Origin of the sequence: Vibrio nereis NBRC 15637, from assembly GCF_001591105.1 — a bacterium.
In the GTDB taxonomy this organism is placed as follows: domain Bacteria; phylum Pseudomonadota; class Gammaproteobacteria; order Enterobacterales; family Vibrionaceae; genus Vibrio; species Vibrio nereis.
The window spans coordinates 44,895-60,793 of the sequence record NZ_BCUD01000020.1; the positions used below are offsets into that span (position 1 = coordinate 44,895).

Consider the following 15,899-nt stretch of genomic DNA (forward strand, 5'->3'; position numbering starts at 1 on the left):
AAAAAGCGCAGCTCACACTGCGCTTTTTAATTAAGCTGCCTTCACTACTTTTGCAGGTGCAGACGTTAATAGAGCGGTCTTTTCTACCAAAGTCATTGCAGGCGCTGCTTTTTTCGCCGTTGGTGCAGCAACAAAGCCACTGCGACGACGCATCGCACTCGTATTCGTGTGCGAAAACCTGACGGTTGTTGGGCGCATTAAGTTACCTAACTGCCAGGCATATCCATTGCCAATGTAATGGCCTGATAAATTATGAGTTGAGCTTCATTGCTGAAGGGTGGCTCTCTGGCTTTCGCCAATCCAAATAATCCATCAGGAATAATGATATGCATGCATATCAATACTAGATTAGCACCAACTTTTTATTTGGTCGATATATGATCGCTTTGAGATGCATTCAAACACTACAATTATGTGAGAAACGTACTAGTAGTAAGACAGCCTAGGCGATTAGTATGGAGCTATAGGCATATTGATTGGTTTTAAGATTGCGAAGGAGGAGTGTATGTCGTTATTCAAAAAAACGCTTGCTAGCTTTGGTATAGGTTCAGCGCAAGTGGACTCTGTCCTGAAGCAAGAAGTGCTGTATGCCGGGCAGAAAGTGAATATTACGATCCATGTGTACGGAGGGTCGACAGCACAAGAAATCGATAATATCGACTTGAAATTGTATTGCCGATATATCAAAGAAGTGCCTGCCGATCATGATAAAAATCATCAAGACGGCGGCCGCATGCGCCGCGTGCCGACCAGTTACGTGCTGGCGCAGTGGAAACTGCCTTATGCGTTTACCATAGATCCCGGTGAAGAGCGTGAATTTAACGTCGACTTGGATGTGCCGTGGAATACGCCCGTGACGATTGGGGATTCCAAAGTGTGGTTGGAGACCGGGCTGGATATCGCGATGGCAAAAGACCCAAGTGATACCGATATTCTTACGGTTCGCCCAGATGAATTATTGGATGGCATCTTCACTGCGCTTGAAGAGCAAGGCCTAAGAATAAGGCAAGTGGAATGTGAAGCGGTGGATGGTTTTGCTTTGCCTTTTGTACAAGAGTTTGAGTTTGTGCCTACCACTGGCCCATTTCACGGCCGCTGGCGCGAGCTAGAAATGGTTGCTTACCGAACGGACGACGAGCTGCAAATGTGGTTCGAAATCGATCGTCACCGAGAAGGGGCAAAAGGTATGCTGGCGAGTTTACTGGGTATTGGCCAGCTTAAGCGACAATTGACGATTCCATTGGATACGTCGCCTGAAGATGCTGGGCAGAAAGTGCTGACCTATCTGGATGAACATTCCTAACGACTTAACGCTTTTGACTCTGGAGCCTTCCTTTTACTCCAGAGTCGCTGTTACCGACGCCAAAAGGCAGGGAAGAACAGCACAATTAAGGTCAATATTTCTAGCCGTCCCATCAACATACCAATACTCAATATCCATTTGGCCGCATCGGGTAAAGGGGCAAAATTACCCGTTGGGCCGATGACCGAACCCATCCCCGGGCCGACATTCGCCACCGCCGTTATCGCACCCGAGATACTGGTGATCGGGTCGAGCCCCATGGCACTTAACGCCCCTGCGACTATGATAATGGTGATAAAAAAGGTCAGACCGAAGGCGACGATAGAGCGGACAATATCGTCATTAACCGGACGTCTATTGTAGCGCTGAACAAACACCCCAGATGGATGAATGAGTTTCATCATCTGTTTGTTCAGTAACGTCATGGCGATTTGAAAACGGAAGATTTTTATTCCGCCCGAGGTCGAGCCTGAGCATGCGCCAGCCATCATCAAGAAAGCAAACAGTGTGGTAGGCAGAGCGCCCCAGGCGGTAAAATCTTCTAAGCCGAAGCCAGTGGTGGTGACGACAGAAACAATATTGAACATAGAGACGCGTAACGCATCCAGGATGCTGTAGCCGTCGCGAATCACCAACCACGCGGCGATAACGAGACTGGATCCAAGAAATAAGGCCGCAAACCCTCGCACTTGCGCATCTTCCAGCAACTCATCCAAGCGACGTTTACGCAGGGCTGAGACAAACAGCAAAAACGGCAAACCGCCCAAAAACATAAACAGCGTCGCAACCCAGTGAGCACCATGCGAAAAGTGATTCATTGAACCGTCAGAGGTAGAGTAGCCACCCGTCGAGAGAGTAGTAAACGAGTGGTTGATGGCGTCAAATAGATTCATTCCGGTCATCATGTAGCCAATCAAGCACAGACCAGTCAGAACCAAGTAAACCGTCATGATGTTTTTGGCCACGGTTTTGGCTCTTGGGCTGCTTTTATCCGACCAATCGGATGACTCAGTATGGAACAGCTTCATACCACCGACATTCAGCATCGGCAGTACGGCCACCGCCATCACAATAAAACCTATGCCTCCCAGCCATTGCAATATGGAACGCCACAATAGGATGCTGGGTGCCATATCATCGAGGCCGCTCAGCACGGTTGACCCGGTGGTCGTGATCCCCGACATGGTTTCAAAATAGGCGTCAGTGAAACTGATGTGGTTAATGAACATGAAGGGGAGTGCGGCGAAGGTGCTGGCGATCGTCCACACCAAACTGGTGATGAGGAACATATCGCGCACACTTAACTTAAACCTAGCTGTTCGACCAATGGTTAAACAGGCAAACGCGACGACATGCGTGATGATAACGGCTTGGCCAAACTCGATAAAACCGGCGCTACCGGTAAAAAAAGCGACCAGAGTTGGAACGTACATGAACAGGGCCAGTTTGGATAAAACTAGCCCGATCACAAACAGTACGGGACGGAAATTGACCATTACCGTGACCTTATAGGAAGAATGGGCTCGGTTGGAATAGTGTTTCTACGTCGGGAACGTATTTCTTATCGACTAAGAACATGACGACATGGTCATCCTGTTCAATCACGGTGCGGTCGTGGGCAATCAGAACTTCTTCGCCACGTACGATAGCACCAATGGTGGTACCCGGGGGCAGTTTAATGTCTCCGATCGCTCGGCCAACCACTTTCGAGGTGGTTTCGTCGCCGTGAGCAATGGCTTCAATCGCTTCTGCAGCGCCTCGGCGTAGTGACGATACGTTAACGATATCGGCACGGCGCACGTGTGTCAGTAGAGCTGAAATGGTGGCCTGTTGAGGAGAGATCGCCACATCAATGACGCCACCTTGCACAAGGTCGACATAGGCACCACGTTGGATCAACACCATCACCTTTTTCGCGCCCATGCGTTTTGCCAGCATCGCCGACATGATGTTGGTTTCATCTTCGTTGGTCAGTGCGATGAAGACGTCTACTTGGTCGATGTTCTCTTCGCTCAGCAGTTCCTGATCGGCTGCATCGCCACAGAATACGATGGTGTTCTCGAGTTCTTCAGACAGCTTCTCGGCGCGTTGGTAACCGCGTTCGATCAGTTTCACGCTGTAAGTTTGTTCCAAGCGCTTAGCCAGACTGGCACCGATATTACCCCCACCGACAATCATCACGCGGCGATACGGTTTTTCCAACCGTTGCAGCTCACTCATGACCGAGCGAATATGGTTGCTTGCGGCGACGAAGAACACTTCATCATCGGCTTCGATAATGGTGGTGCCTTGTGGACGAATCGGTCGACCTTGACGAAAGATAGCTGCCACGCGGGTATCGATGTGCGGCATATGCTCGCGCAGGGTGGAAAGCGCATTACCCACCAGAGGACCGCCATAGTAGGCTTTTACTGCCACCAGGCTGACTTTCTGATCCGCGAAGCTGACGACCTGTAGCGCCCCCGGGTATTGGATAAGGCGTTCAATGTAGCTGGTCACTAGCTCTTCCGGTGCGATCAGGTGATCGACGGGCACTGCCCCTGATTGGAATAGGGCTTCTTTCTCGGCAAGGTACTGAGGCGAGCGAATACGCGCGATTCGATTGGGCGTGTTAAACAAGGAAAACGCCACCTGACACGCAGCCATGTTGGTTTCGTCTGTGTTGGTTACAGCGACCAACATATCGGCATCTTGAGCACCCGCTTCTCGCAGCGCATCCGGATGACTGGCATGTCCGTGTACGACGCGCAAATCGTATTTGTCTTGCAGCTCTCGCAGTCTGTCATTATCTCGGTCAACGATGGTAATGTCGTTGTTTTCACCGACGAGGTTTTCTGCCAGAGTACCGCCTACCTGACCTGCGCCAAGAATGATGATTTTCATACATTGTTCTCGTATAACTAATAAATCGGGCGGTGAAATCGCCTTCACCGCCCGTCTAAATTACGCGTTTTTCTTCAGAATGGCGTAGTAGAAGCCATCCATTCCCTCTTCACCTGGTAAAATCTGACGGCCTGGGTTTTCAGCGTCAGAGCCTTCTAACTGTGCATCTGTAGTGCGAGTAAGAAAAGCTTTTACCTGCTCTTTGTTCTCTTGAGGAGTAATTGAGCATGTTGCGTACACCAGCGTACCGCCAGGTTTCAGCTGTTGCCACATCGCATCCAGAATCTCACTTTGCAATTCTGCGAGTGCCGCGATGTCTTCACCACGTCGCAGCCACTTGATGTCTGGGTGGCGACGAATAACGCCAGTTGCAGAGCATGGCGCATCAAGCAGAATGCGATCAAATTGCTCTCCTTGCCACCAGTCTTGCGGATTACGGGCATCGCCGCAAATAACTTTTGCCTGAAGTTTTAGGCGCTCTAGGTTTTCGTGTACTCGTTTAAGACGTGTTTCATCACAATCAATCGCAACGACGTCGCAGCCTTGAGTGCGCTCTAGAATGTGAGCAGTTTTACCCCCCGGCGCCGCACAGCAATCTAAAATTAGCTCGCCATCTTGGGGGGTTAGGTAATTGATCGACAGTTGCGCAGCGGCATCTTGAACACTTACCCAGCCTTTATCAAAGCCTGGTAACAGAGTAACGTCACACGGCGCTGCCAATCTTAGAGCGTCATTAGCTTCGCTGTGAGCGGTGCTATCAATGTTTTCATTTTTGAGTAGCGTTTGGTATTCATCTCTAGTGTGGTGCTGGTGGTTCACGCGCAGCCACATTGGTGCTTTGTTGTTGTTGGCTTCTACAATGCTTTCCCATTGTTCTGGGTAGCTCGATTTAAGCAGCTTTAGCAGCCAGCTTGGGTGGCCGTATTTGCCCGCATCGTGGCTGACCGCCATCGCGTCCAGTTCTTCTTGGTTGCGTTGATAGTTACGCAGTACCGCGTTAATCAAACCACGCAGGCGAGGGCCTTTGAGCTCTTTAGTGCCTTCAACTGTTTCACCCACCGCGGCATGCGCGGGAATACGCATAAAGCTCAGCTGGTAGATGCCCACCAAGATCAAGTGGTGGAATACACGTTGTTTGCCTTTAAGCGGTTTATCCATCAGCTCATTGGCAATGGACTCTAAGCGAGGTAGGTAACGAAGTGCGCCAAAACAAATCTCTTGCAGCAGAGCATGGTCACGGGGTCTTACTTTTTGTTGAGCCGCAGGGAGTGCGCTTGAGAGGGAGTGACCTTTATCGACCACGAGGAATAGGACGTTAGCAGCAGCAGCACGAACATTCATGATGAATACCTTAATGGAGCGAGACCATCTCTGATCTCGAAAAGTTCTTAATAGTGAGCCAAGCCCAGAACGTTGGCTTGGCTCATGTTTCTCGGATTAGCTTAATACGCTACCGACTTCAAACCAGTTGGCGCGAGCGTTCAGAATGTCCTGTACTGCCATCGCTTTTTTGCCTGGGACTTGTAGCTGTTCTAGAACCAGTACGCCGTTGCCAGTCGCAACGTAGATACCCGTTTTGTCTGCTTGCAAGATAGTGCCTGCTGGTTTGTCGCTGGTTTGCTCGTCGATTCGACTCTGCCACACTTTGATGCTGTTTTCTAACGCTTCAAAGTGGCTCATCGGCCATGGGTTGAAGGCGCGAACACAACGTTCGATGTGCGCCGCGTCATCACTCCAGTTGATACGCGCTTCTTCTTTACTGAGTTTTTTCGCGTAGTTGGCTTGCTCGTCATCCTGTTTGACAGGGACAGCATCACCATTAGCGATATCAGTGAGGCACTCGACCAAAGCTTGTGGGCCAAGTTCTGCCAGCTTCTCGTACATTGAGGCACTGGTGTCGGTCGCTTCAATCGGCAGAGTGGCGATTTTCAGCATGTCACCTGTGTCTAGGCCGACGTCCATCTGCATGATGGTTACACCCGCTTCTTTATCACCCGCCCAAATAGAGCGTTGGATCGGCGCGGCACCGCGCCAACGTGGCAGAATTGAGCCGTGTACGTTGATACAACCTAGTTTAGGGGTATCGAGCACCGCTTTTGGCAGTAGCATGCCGTAAGCAACAACGACCATGATGTCCGCGTTTAGGTCCGCAAGCTCTTGTTTGGCTTCATCAGACTTAAAGTTCTCAGGCTGGTAAACAGGGACATTGTGCTCAACCGCGAGGTTTTTTACTGCGCTGGCGGTGAGTTTTTTACCACGACCCGCTGGGCGGTCAGGGTTAGTGTACACAGCAATAACATCGTGCTCCGAAGACAACAACGCCGCCAAGTGACGGGCGGCGAAGTCCGGAGTACCTGCGAAAACGATTTTTAAAGGTTTGCTCAAGGTACGTTCCTTCAATTAATTAGCAGTTAGGCTTGGCTGGCGTTCTTCTCGTTGAAACGTTTAATTTTAGCCAGCTTGTCTTGAATACGCTTACGTTTCAAAGGTGAAAGGTAGTCAACAAACAGTTTGCCTTCTAGGTGATCCAATTCATGTTGAACACAGATCGCCAGTAGGTCGTCTGCTTCAAATGTGAACTCTTCACCATCACGGTTGAGCGCTTTCACAGACACTTCTGCGGCACGTGGAACCAGTGCGCGTGCACCTGGTACAGACAGACAGCCTTCTTCAATGCCATCTTCGCCACGTTTTTCGGTGATTTCTGGGTTGATCAGCACCATAGGCTGGTCACGTGTTTCAGAAATATCGATAACAACAATACGCTGGTGGAAATCTACCTGGGTCGCAGCCAGGCCAATACCTTCTTCGTCGTACATGGTTTCAATCATGTCATCAACGAATTTTTGAATCTCAGGCGTCACCTCTTCGACAGGCTTAGCGACTGTGCGAAGACGATCATCTGGGAATGTTAGAACTTGTAATACAGACATATACACTCGAAATGTTGAACTGTGCCGAATCAGGATAAACCTCGTTGGCTCAATTCTAGACATTTTATGGCCTAAATGACAGCATCATTGCGTTTTTGACGCGTTTCTAAAGAGTTTATACGAACAGCAACTCTGTTCTTTTATTTGTTATCAGGATGATCGTTATGCCACGTCACTTAGGGTTCTCTATCGGTGCGTTATTGTCTTTAAGTCTTGCCTTTCCCTCTTTTGCTGAAGAAGAACCACTGACAGTAAAAAAGGATGCACCCACGACTTACACTGTTGTTAAAGGTGATACGTTATGGGATATCTCCGCCATGTATTTGGATAGCCCTTGGCTTTGGCCGAGACTCTGGCAGGTAAACCCAGAAATTGATAACCCACACCTTATTTACCCGGGTGACAGGCTCAGCCTTATATGGCGCAATGGACATCCGGTGCTGAGCTTAAAACCTATGATGAAGCTGAGCCCGAAAGTGCGTGTGTTAGAAAAAGAAGCGTTATCGACCGTCAACGAGGGTTTGGTTCTTCCTTACATTGAATCGGATCGTTTATTGAGTGAGTCCGACATTGCGGTGAGCCCGCGGGTGCTTGGCTCAAGCGACGGTAAAACCTTCCTCTCCAACCAAGGTTTGCTGTACATCACAGGCGAGCATAAAGTGAAGTCGTGGACGATTTACCGCCCACTAAAAAAGTACACTCGAGATGATCATCAAATGGTCGTGTTGAAACAGATTGCGACGGCTGAGCTTGCTGAAACCAAGTCTGAGTTCAGTGGTTTGAGTGTGGTGACACAAACACAAGAAATCTTGGTGGATGATATTGCGCTGCCTGAAGTCGATATGGACCTTAGCGCGTTGTCCACGACCTTTTATCCAGCCCCATCCCCACAGGAAAGTGTGGCCAATATCCTCGGTTCTATCGAAGGCAGTCAGTTTGTTGGTCAAAATCAGGTTGTCGTGATTGACCGCGGGGCCGTTGACCAGTTGCGTCAGGGTTCGATGTTTGAGCTGTACAAGCAAGGTGTCTCTGTCGACATTGAGGGTGCTGAAAGTGATGAGACGTATTTGCCTGATACGCGCATCGGTCACCTGATGGTTATTCGTCCTTACGCGCACTTTAGTTTGGCTTTGGTGACTGAGAGTTCGGAACCCGTCAGTCAGAAGACATTGCTGAAATCACCTTTGGTTAATATGGCTCAATGAGCGACGCAGAGCTATCGGCTTGGCTGGCGCTCTACTTTACGCCTAGGATTGGGCCGAAGACATTTAATAAGCTGATTGCGATTGATACTCCCCGTGCATTAATCGAGTCAGCACCTGACACATTGCGTTCGGTCGGTTTTACCGATGCACAGATCCAATATTTACAGCAAAGTGCCCCTCGGGATGTGGACGCGTGTCTTGAGTGGCGCGCGGCATCCGACTTACGTCATATCGTTACCCTTGAGAGTGATAACTACCCCGCTTTACTGAAACAGACAGGCAGTGCCCCTGCGGTTTTGTTCATTGAAGGCGATGTGGATTGCCTTGCACGGCAGCAACTGGCGATCGTTGGGAGCCGCAACGCAAGTATTGATGGGCTCAACTCGGCCCGCAGCTTTGCCAAAGAGTTAGTCGCTCACGATTTAGTGATCACGAGTGGTTTAGCTCTGGGGGTGGATGGCTATGCGCACGATGGCGCACTGAAAGGCGGCGGTCAAACCATTGCCGTGCTTGGCTGTGGTTTAAACACGATTTATCCCGCACGTCACCGATCCCTAGCAAAACGAATCATTGAAAGTGGTGCTCTTGTTTCTGAGTTTCACCCGACGGCGAAACCTAAAGCCGACCATTTCCCTAGACGTAACCGAATCATCAGTGGCCTCTCTGCGGGCGTGTTAGTGGTTGAGGCGGCAGAGAAGAGCGGCTCACTCATTACGGCTCGTTATGCCGCAGAACAAGGCAGAGACGTATTTGCCATTCCCAGCTCAATTCATCAAGCCAGTGGACGTGGTTGTAACTTGTTGATTAAACAAGGAGCCTGCCTTGTTCAGCAAACCTCAGATATTTTGGATGAAATAGATGTTCTGATTCGTTGGTCTGATCTTAATAGGCCTCAGCAACAAGGCGATCTTTTTGAACAAATTGATAGTAAAGAAGGATTGCCATTTCCTTTGCTGTTAGCTAACGTAGGAAATGAGGCTACACCAGTTGATATTCTGGCAAACAGGACCAATATACCTGTGCAGGAAGTCATGATGCAGCTCTTGGAGCTTGAGCTTTCAGGGCATGTTGTTGCAGTTTCAGGTGGCTATATTCGAAAGGGGAGGGGCTAGCTATGATGATGGATATTTTAATGTATCTGTTCGAGACTTACATCCATAGCGATGCAGAGTTACAGGTCAATCAAGATGAGCTAGAAGAAGAGCTTCTTCGTGCTGGTTTTCAGCAAAAAGACATCTACAAGGCCCTTGTCTGGCTGGAAGAGTTAGCAGCATTGCAGCAAAGCGAGGCTCATTCCGCGATTTCGGTATGTAGTGCATCTACCTCGACCCGAATTTACACCGCGAAAGAGTGTGAACGCTTAAGCCTGGAATGCCGTGGTTTTCTGACTTTTCTAGAGCAGGTCAACGTGCTGACAACCGAAACTCGTGAGATGGTGATTGACCGTATCATGGGGCTCGAAACAGATGATTTCGAACTGGATGATTTGAAATGGATTGTGCTTATGGTGCTATTTAATGTACCAGGCAATGAAAACGCTTATACGCTAATGGAAGAGTTGCTGTATACCAAAGAACAAGGTGTTCTCCATTAATTCACTTTCATACCTTTTATGAGCAGTAAGATCGATCACCAGCTATTTTCCGCACATGAGCACGCTTTGGAACACCAAGCGTGCCCTAAGTGCTCCTCTGAAGGTCGTCAGGGTGAACTTCAGCTTCGTCACGGGAAACACGGCCCTTTTCTCGGTTGTAACCTGTATCCTGATTGCGACTTTATCAAACCGCTGCATCAAAATGATGGTCATATTGTCAAAGAGTTAGGCGTTCCTTGTCCTGAATGTGCCAGCGAACTGGTCCTTCGTCAGGGGCGTTATGGCATGTTTATCGGGTGCAGCAATTACCCGCAATGCCATCATATTGAATCCTTCGACGCGCATGATGATAAGGAAGACGTTAAGTTTGAATGCCCTGAGTGTGACAAAGGGCACTTGGTCGAGCGTAAGACCCGGTTTGGTAAAGTGTTTTATGCGTGCGATAACTACCCGAAGTGTAAGTTTGCGGTGAATCAGCCCCCCGTAGTTGGTAAGTGTGAAAAATGTGGCTTTCCGCTGTTGGTAGAAAAGAAATTGGTCAGTGGCAGTAAAACGCAGTGTGCGGATAGAAAGTGTCACCATACCCAATCAGAATCATAAATAAAAACGGCGCCTTGAGCGCCGTTTTTGATGTGGATTACTTATTCGCGGAGAAGTTTTCAGCAAACTCATGCACCGCGGGGAAAGCCGTCCTGTCCAACACGGTTGCGAGTGCACACAACCTTCTTTGCAGCTCCCCAGAGTAATCACCACAGACATTAATGTGGCCCATTTTACGCCCTTGTCGCTTTTCTTTGCCGTACCAGTGAACGTGGCAACCTTCCATTTCTAAAACGGCTGGTGGTAACGTGTCTTCACCTAAGATGTTGATCATCGAGGTTTCACGCACCAGTTTTGTGCTGCCAAGTGGCATCCCACACACTGCGCGCAAATGGTTCTCAAACTGGCAAGTCTCCGCGCCTTGTTGGGTCCAGTGACCGGAGTTATGAACGCGTGGCGCAATTTCATTGACCAAGAGCGTGCCATCAACATCGAAAAACTCTAGAGACAATACGCCCACATAATTCAGAGTATTCGCCACGGCTGCAAACATCTCTTTGGCTTGGGCTTGCAGGGCTAGGTCAGAGATCGCAGTCGATAAGCTCAAGACGCCATCGGTATGAACGTTTTCCGCTAAAGGGTATACCGCGACAGAGCCATCTTTGCCACGTGCGCCGACAAGAGACACTTCGCGACCAAATGGTACAAACTCTTCTGCGACAATAGCTTGGTTGTCGGTTGCGGCAATGCACTCCGCCATTTCGGCCCAGATCGCATCGGCTTGACTTGCGTTCTTTAAGCGCCATTGGCCTTTGCCGTCATACCCACCCAGTGCACTTTTCAGTACCAGCGGAATGCCAACGTGTTCAATGGCAAGGTCAAAGTCTTCGCGAGTTTTAATCACGTAGTATTTGGCGTTGCGTACGCCAGCATCGTCGAGTAAGGCTTTTTCGATACGACGGTCACCACCGGCTTTAATCGCTTGTGCAGAAGGGAGAAATTTTCCACTCTGTTGGCAGGTTTCAAGGATATCGTGTGGAATATGCTCAAACTCTGCCGTAATCACGTCTGCGTTAGCTATCGCGTTACCCAGTCCTTTTCCAATCACGGTTTGAGTCAAAGGGTGAACAATGTTTTCGCTGCCGACATCGTACGCTGAAATATCAATATTCAGTGGAGCACCAGCAAGCGACATCATTCGAGCCAGTTGGCCGGCACCTAACACTAGTACGTGCATGGAATTAGTCCTCTGCTGGGTTTGGATTCGCTAGAACAGTTTCTGTCTGCTCGTTGCGGAATGCTTCGACTTTACTCATGACTTCTTCATCGTGCGTCCCGATGATTTGCGCTGCGAGAATACCCGCGTTTGCGGCGCCCGCTTCGCCAATCGCCAGCGTGCCGACAGCAATGCCTTTTGGCATTTGTACGATAGATAACAGTGAATCCATACCTTTTAGAGCGCGCGACTGAACGGGTACGCCCAGCACGGGTAAGCTAGTAAACGCCGCCGCCATACCTGGTAAGTGGGCTGCACCGCCCGCACCCGCAATGATCACTTTTAGTCCGCGTTCTTTGGCGCTGTTTGCGTAATCAGCCAGTAGCTGAGGAGTACGGTGAGCGGAGACCACTTTTGTTTCATACTCTACACCAAACTTGTCGAGCATCTCTGCTGCAAGTTTCATGGTTGGCCAATCCGATTTTGAACCCATGATGATACCGACTTTCATCTCAAACTCCTTAAACGCTGCACTAAATAGGTGAGGATCATTTTGTGCGCATTATACGGGGTTTTTTATCTGAAGCAAACGTTTGCGCGGTGTTTGAAGTACCAAGGTGATTATCTTAAAAGAAATAGCTTTAGTCAGCTTTCCGTATTCTTTGTACACTTGGCAAGAGAAAGAAAAAATTCAATAGGAAGTGTGTCGTGGACAACTTTAATCAAGCGCTTAACGCTCTGAAAAGTGGGGAAGTGATTGCCTACCCAACTGAAGGGGTGTTTGGTGTCGGCTGCGATCCGGATAACGCGGATGCAATCAAAAAACTGTTAGCCCTTAAGCAAAGGCCGGTCGAAAAAGGGCTTATTCTTATTGCTGCTAATTATGAACAGCTTCTTCCTTATATCGATGAATCCCAGTTAACCCCGCAGCAGTTAGAGAAAATCCACCAATCTTGGCCCGGTCCTGTTACCTGGATCATGCCGTGCAGCGACAAAGTCTCTCACTGGGTCTGTGGGCAGTTTGATTCGATTGCGGTGCGTGTTACCGATCATCCTTTAGTACAAAAGATGTGTAATGCGTTTGGAAAGCCGTTAACCTCTACCAGCGCCAATCTCACGGGCCGGCCATCGTGTATGACCACCGCCGAAGTCAAGCACCAGCTAGGTGATCGTCTGGTGGCCATTTTGGAAGGAGAAACGGGGGGCCGAGAGAAGCCCAGTGAGATCCGCGATGCTAAAACCTCACAAGTCTTAAGAAAGGGTTAACAGGAAGAAAGATGTCAGCCATAAATAAAGAAGCGGTTAAACAGTTCTTAATGGAGCTGCAAGATTCCATTTGTCAGCAGCTGGAACAAGTCGATGGTCAGGCCGAGTTTATTGAAGACGCTTGGCATCGTGAGCCTGGCGAAAGGCTCGGCGGCGGTGGTCGTACGCGAGTGATGAAAGATGGCGCGGTGTTTGAACAAGGAGGGGTAAATTTCTCACACGTTCAAGGGAAAGAAATGCCCGCTTCGGCCACGGCACATCGTTCTGAACTAGCGGGTCGTCATTTTGAAGCGATGGGCGTTTCTCTGGTGATGCATCCTAATAACCCATATGTGCCAACCTCTCATGCTAATGTGCGCTTCTTTATTGCCGAAAAAGAGGGCGAAGAGCCGATTTGGTGGTTTGGCGGTGGCTTTGACTTAACCCCTTTTTATCCATTCGAAGAGGATGCCCAGTACTGGCATGATGTTGCAAAAGAGCTTTGCGCGCCGTTTGGTAGCGAGGTATATGCAGAGCACAAAGCTTGGTGTGATAAGTACTTTTATCTTCCACACCGTGATGAAACGCGTGGTGTTGGTGGCCTATTCTTCGACGATTTGAATCAATGGGAATTTGATAAGTGCTTTGATTATATTAAAGCAGTGGGAGAGGGATACACCCAAGCGTATCTTCCTATCGTCGAACGCCGTAAAGACATTGAGTATGGTGACCGAGAGCGCCAGTTCCAGCTTTACCGACGCGGTCGCTACGTTGAGTTCAACCTAGTTTTTGACCGAGGTACCTTATTTGGTCTGCAAAGTGGTGGCCGTACGGAATCCATCTTAATGTCGATGCCACCCTTGGCGCGTTGGGAATACAGTTACCAGGTTGAGCCGGGCTCACCAGAGGCAGAGCTATACGATCGCTTCCTTAAACCAAGAGAGTGGTAAAGCTTTTCTCCTTATATAGATAGTGATAGGGTCATTGCTTAGGCATTGACCCTTTATTTTTCTGTAGGTAAGGATATGACACAGCAAACTGATCGTTACGCCGTTTTTGGCAATCCCATCGGACACAGTAAATCGCCCTTTATTCATACGCTATTTGCTCGCCAGACGAATCAGTCGTTAACCTATACCGCAGAACTCGCTCCTGTTGATGGATTTGTCCCTGCTGCCAAAGTGTTTTTCGCGTCCGGCGGCAAGGGGTGTAACATCACTGTCCCGTTTAAAGAAGAGGCGTATCAATTTGCTACTCGGCTAACCGAACGTGCTAAGTTAGCGGGGGCGGTCAACACGCTGAAAAAATTGGACGATGGTGACATTATTGGTGATAACACCGATGGTGAAGGTTTAGTTCAAGACTTGCTTCAATACCAAGTGCCATTAGCAGGGGCTCGTATTCTACTGATTGGTGCTGGGGGTGCTGCTCGTGGTGTCATTAAACCATTGCTCGATCAAAACCCAGCAGCAATCATCATTACCAACCGCACCTTATCGAAAGCCGAACAATTAGCGGAGCTATTCTCACCGTATGGCGAGATTAAAGCGCTGGCAATGAACGAAATCAACCAAGCCTTCGATGTCGTTATCAACTCGACCTCCGCAAGTCTATCGGGTGAACTGCCCACGATATCTCCTGCTATCTTTACTCCTCATACCTACGCGTACGATATGATGTATGGCTCGGGTAACACGGCATTCAACCAATGGGCGATTGATAATGGCGTCGCCGCAGCGTATGACGGACTGGGCATGTTAGTAGGGCAAGCCGCGGAAAGCTTTATGTTGTGGCGTGGTCTAAGGCCGGGTACAAAACAAATCTTACGTGAACTTAGAAAAAACTTAGAAGGCGCATAATGAATCAATCGATTCTATTTCCCGACATTCAAACTTGGGATGAAGAACAACAAGTCGTGACGTTTCCTGCTCAGCAGGCAGGGGCGCTAATCGAGTGCTTTATTCGTAAGGCGGAACTAGAAAAAATCTCAGGAAGTGTCATTGAGGGAGAGCAGCAAGCTCTTGACGCTTTTTCTCGCAGTCGTTTTGAATTAGAAGAGCTTGCTGAAGAATTAATTGAAGAGGAAGAGTTTAATACTCTTGGTCAGATCGAGGTGGTTAGCTAACCTCTTCCACCTGATGCAAATAGTCCTCTTTATTTTGCACATAGTTGTCCGCCGATTTTTGTAAGAAGGCGCGTTCTTTGTCATTTAGAGGGCGTGCCTGTTTAACCGGGCTGCCCACATAAAGGAAACCACTCTCAAGTATCTTACCGGGAGGAACCAGACTGCCAGCACCAATCATGACCTCTTCTTCTATTACCACGGCATCTAAAACAATCGCGCCCATTCCAACCAGAACTCTGTCTTTGATCGTACATCCATGCAGCATGACCTTGTGGCCGACCGTGACATCGTTGCCGATAATGAGCGGGTAACCATCAGGGTTCTCTTTATTTTTATGAGTAACGTGCAAAACGCTACCATCTTGTATATTTGTTCGTTCGCCAATATGAATATGATTCACATCGCCACGAGCAGCAACCAGTGGCCAGATACTAGAATCGTCGCCAATTTTTATATCACCCACTAAAACTGAACTATTATCTATATAGACACGCTGACCAATCTGAGGGCTAATTCCTTTGTAACTCCGTAAAGCGTTCATATTTTCTCCTTATCTAGGGTGATTTTGGGCTAACAAGCACTAGAAGAGTGCCCAAAACAGGGTGTTTTGAATAGAAAATACCCAAACAGCAAAAAAATCAAAAAAAACTGAAAAAAGGGCTTGCCAACGTGATGGTGATCTCTATAATGCCCCCTCGCTGACACGGGAACGCTTCTTAAGAAACGACAACGAGTTAGCAGGTTAATTAGCTAAGTCGAAAGACTTAAAAAAGTTTGAAAAAAGTGGTTGACACTAAACTTTATCTCGCTAAAATGACCGCCTCTTCCGAAGTGATGTGAGTCACAAAGAAGAAA

18 protein-coding genes are annotated in these 15,899 nt (G+C 48.8%); 9 read left to right on the plus strand and 9 right to left on the minus strand.

Translation table 11 applies throughout. From position 1 onward, the window contains the following. Window positions 1-30: 30 nt before the first annotated feature. Window positions 31-198: a hypothetical protein gene (locus tag VNE01S_RS19485; protein WP_169773938.1), complete on the minus strand. Its 168-nt coding sequence runs from the start codon at window positions 196-198 to the stop codon at window positions 31-33. Window positions 199-505: 307 nt separating this feature from the next. On the opposite strand from VNE01S_RS19485, the gene VNE01S_RS16305 reads away from it, so the two are divergent. Next, a complete protein-coding gene (locus tag VNE01S_RS16305; RefSeq protein ID WP_053394371.1) occupies window positions 506-1,303 on the plus strand; it encodes a sporulation protein in 798 nt (265 codons plus the stop codon). A 50-nt stretch (window positions 1,304-1,353) separates the two neighbouring features. On the opposite strand, the gene VNE01S_RS16310 is transcribed toward VNE01S_RS16305, so the two are convergent. From VNE01S_RS16310 to def, 5 genes are all read right to left on the minus strand, one after another. Further along, window positions 1,354-2,799 carry a TrkH family potassium uptake protein gene (locus tag VNE01S_RS16310; protein WP_053394372.1) on the minus strand — a complete coding sequence of 482 codons (1,446 nt, stop codon included), beginning with the start codon at window positions 2,797-2,799 and terminating at the stop codon, window positions 1,354-1,356. A gap of 10 nt (window positions 2,800-2,809) precedes the next feature. Continuing rightward, on the minus strand, window positions 2,810-4,186 hold the full coding sequence (trkA, locus tag VNE01S_RS16315; protein ID WP_053394373.1) for a Trk system potassium transporter TrkA: 1,377 nt from the start codon (window positions 4,184-4,186) through the stop codon (window positions 2,810-2,812). Window positions 4,187-4,246: 60 nt separating this feature from the next. Next, on the minus strand, window positions 4,247-5,527 hold the full coding sequence (gene rsmB / locus VNE01S_RS16320; RefSeq protein WP_053394374.1) for a 16S rRNA (cytosine(967)-C(5))-methyltransferase RsmB: 1,281 nt from the start codon (window positions 5,525-5,527) through the stop codon (window positions 4,247-4,249). A gap of 96 nt (window positions 5,528-5,623) precedes the next feature. Further along, complete coding sequence (fmt, locus tag VNE01S_RS16325) at window positions 5,624-6,571, minus strand: methionyl-tRNA formyltransferase (protein ID WP_053394375.1); 948 nt, start codon at window positions 6,569-6,571, stop codon at window positions 5,624-5,626. Window positions 6,572-6,597: 26 nt separating this feature from the next. After that, complete coding sequence (gene def, locus VNE01S_RS16330) at window positions 6,598-7,119, minus strand: peptide deformylase (RefSeq protein WP_053394376.1); 522 nt, start codon at window positions 7,117-7,119, stop codon at window positions 6,598-6,600. A gap of 164 nt (window positions 7,120-7,283) precedes the next feature. Between def and VNE01S_RS16335 the strand changes: the two genes are divergently transcribed. Genes VNE01S_RS16335 through VNE01S_RS16350 form a run of 4 tightly spaced genes read left to right on the plus strand, consistent with a single transcriptional unit; the run spans window position 7,284 to window position 10,518 of the window. After that, the gene (locus VNE01S_RS16335) at window positions 7,284-8,324 is read left to right on the plus strand and encodes a LysM peptidoglycan-binding domain-containing protein (protein ID WP_053394377.1); all 1,041 of its coding nucleotides are present in this window, start codon (window positions 7,284-7,286) and stop codon (window positions 8,322-8,324) included. Beyond that, window positions 8,321-9,436: a DNA-processing protein DprA gene (dprA, locus tag VNE01S_RS16340; RefSeq protein ID WP_053394378.1), complete on the plus strand. Its 1,116-nt coding sequence runs from the start codon at window positions 8,321-8,323 to the stop codon at window positions 9,434-9,436. Before VNE01S_RS16335 ends, dprA begins: the two co-directional genes overlap by 4 nt. Before the next feature lie 2 nt (window positions 9,437-9,438). Further along, entirely contained in the window at window positions 9,439-9,918 is a 480-nt protein-coding gene (locus tag VNE01S_RS16345; protein ID WP_053394379.1) for a DUF494 family protein, read from the plus strand. Window positions 9,919-9,936: 18 nt separating this feature from the next. Further along, a complete protein-coding gene (locus tag VNE01S_RS16350) occupies window positions 9,937-10,518 on the plus strand; it encodes a DNA topoisomerase family protein (protein ID WP_053394380.1) in 582 nt (193 codons plus the stop codon). Window positions 10,519-10,555: 37 nt separating this feature from the next. On the opposite strand, the gene VNE01S_RS16355 is transcribed toward VNE01S_RS16350, so the two are convergent. Further along, on the minus strand, window positions 10,556-11,695 hold the full coding sequence (locus VNE01S_RS16355) for a 5-(carboxyamino)imidazole ribonucleotide synthase (RefSeq protein ID WP_053394381.1): 1,140 nt from the start codon (window positions 11,693-11,695) through the stop codon (window positions 10,556-10,558). Window positions 11,696-11,699: 4 nt separating this feature from the next. Then, window positions 11,700-12,185, minus strand: a complete 486-nt coding sequence (gene purE / locus VNE01S_RS16360; protein WP_053394382.1) for a 5-(carboxyamino)imidazole ribonucleotide mutase — start codon at window positions 12,183-12,185, stop codon at window positions 11,700-11,702. Between the two features lie 197 nt (window positions 12,186-12,382). Here purE and tsaC point away from each other — a divergent pair, with 197 nt between their 5' ends. The 4 genes from tsaC (at window position 12,383) to VNE01S_RS16380 (ending at window position 15,044) form a co-directional block, all read left to right on the plus strand. Continuing rightward, complete coding sequence (gene tsaC / locus VNE01S_RS16365) at window positions 12,383-12,940, plus strand: L-threonylcarbamoyladenylate synthase type 1 TsaC (protein WP_053394383.1); 558 nt, start codon at window positions 12,383-12,385, stop codon at window positions 12,938-12,940. A gap of 11 nt (window positions 12,941-12,951) precedes the next feature. Continuing rightward, window positions 12,952-13,869 (plus strand): oxygen-dependent coproporphyrinogen oxidase, encoded by a 918-nt coding sequence (hemF, locus tag VNE01S_RS16370; RefSeq protein ID WP_053394384.1) that lies wholly within the window; start codon window positions 12,952-12,954, stop codon window positions 13,867-13,869. Between the two features lie 75 nt (window positions 13,870-13,944). Further along, window positions 13,945-14,778, plus strand: a complete 834-nt coding sequence (gene aroE / locus VNE01S_RS16375) for a shikimate dehydrogenase (protein WP_053394385.1) — start codon at window positions 13,945-13,947, stop codon at window positions 14,776-14,778. Further along, window positions 14,778-15,044 carry a DUF1488 family protein gene (locus VNE01S_RS16380; protein ID WP_053394386.1) on the plus strand — a complete coding sequence of 89 codons (267 nt, stop codon included), beginning with the start codon at window positions 14,778-14,780 and terminating at the stop codon, window positions 15,042-15,044. Before aroE ends, VNE01S_RS16380 begins: the two co-directional genes overlap by 1 nt. Here VNE01S_RS16380 and VNE01S_RS16385 read toward each other — a convergent pair. Continuing rightward, window positions 15,037-15,585: a gamma carbonic anhydrase family protein gene (locus VNE01S_RS16385; protein ID WP_053394387.1), complete on the minus strand. Its 549-nt coding sequence runs from the start codon at window positions 15,583-15,585 to the stop codon at window positions 15,037-15,039. The genes VNE01S_RS16380 and VNE01S_RS16385 overlap by 8 nt on opposite strands. Window positions 15,586-15,899: the final 314 nt, after the last annotated feature.